Source organism: Vibrio sp. T9 (genome assembly GCF_003123985.1).
Lineage (GTDB): Bacteria > Pseudomonadota > Gammaproteobacteria > Enterobacterales > Vibrionaceae > Vibrio > Vibrio diabolicus.
Map to the genome: position 1 here is coordinate 1 of NZ_NIGY01000084.1, position 399 is coordinate 399.

At 55.1% G+C, this 399-nt stretch carries 1 protein-coding gene; it reads left to right on the top strand.

The window, feature by feature from the left end:
* Positions 1-26 precede the first annotated feature (26 nt).
* Positions 27-399 (top strand): hypothetical protein (locus CBX98_RS25535; protein WP_197710250.1); only part of this gene is annotated, 373 nt, incomplete at its 3' end.

Consider the following 399-nt stretch of genomic DNA (forward strand, 5'->3'; position numbering starts at 1 on the left):
CACGCGGACATAGAGGAATGGATTCAATGGCAGATTCGTCAATCACAGCGGAAGACGTAGCTGGTCGAGCGCGCGTGCAAGAGTTAGTGCTCGCTGATCCACGCGAAGCGCTAAAGATCGCGCGAGCCATTTGTCATCCTTGGTATAGATGCCAAGCCCTTTCGATGGTCGCGGAGCATTGGGGTAACGCGGCGCAACGCAAGAATGTCCTCATGGAGGCATTGCGGTCAGCTGAAGAGCAGACTCAGATAAATCGAATCGTCACGGTTGCCAGCTGGCCGTTGCGAGTTATGACATCCGTCGATATCGATGCCGTCCCGCAACACTTGGGTCGACTTGTCGAATTGGCGAATCAGGAGCCCCATAGCCTGCGTCGTGCAGATTCACTCTTTGCGCTAG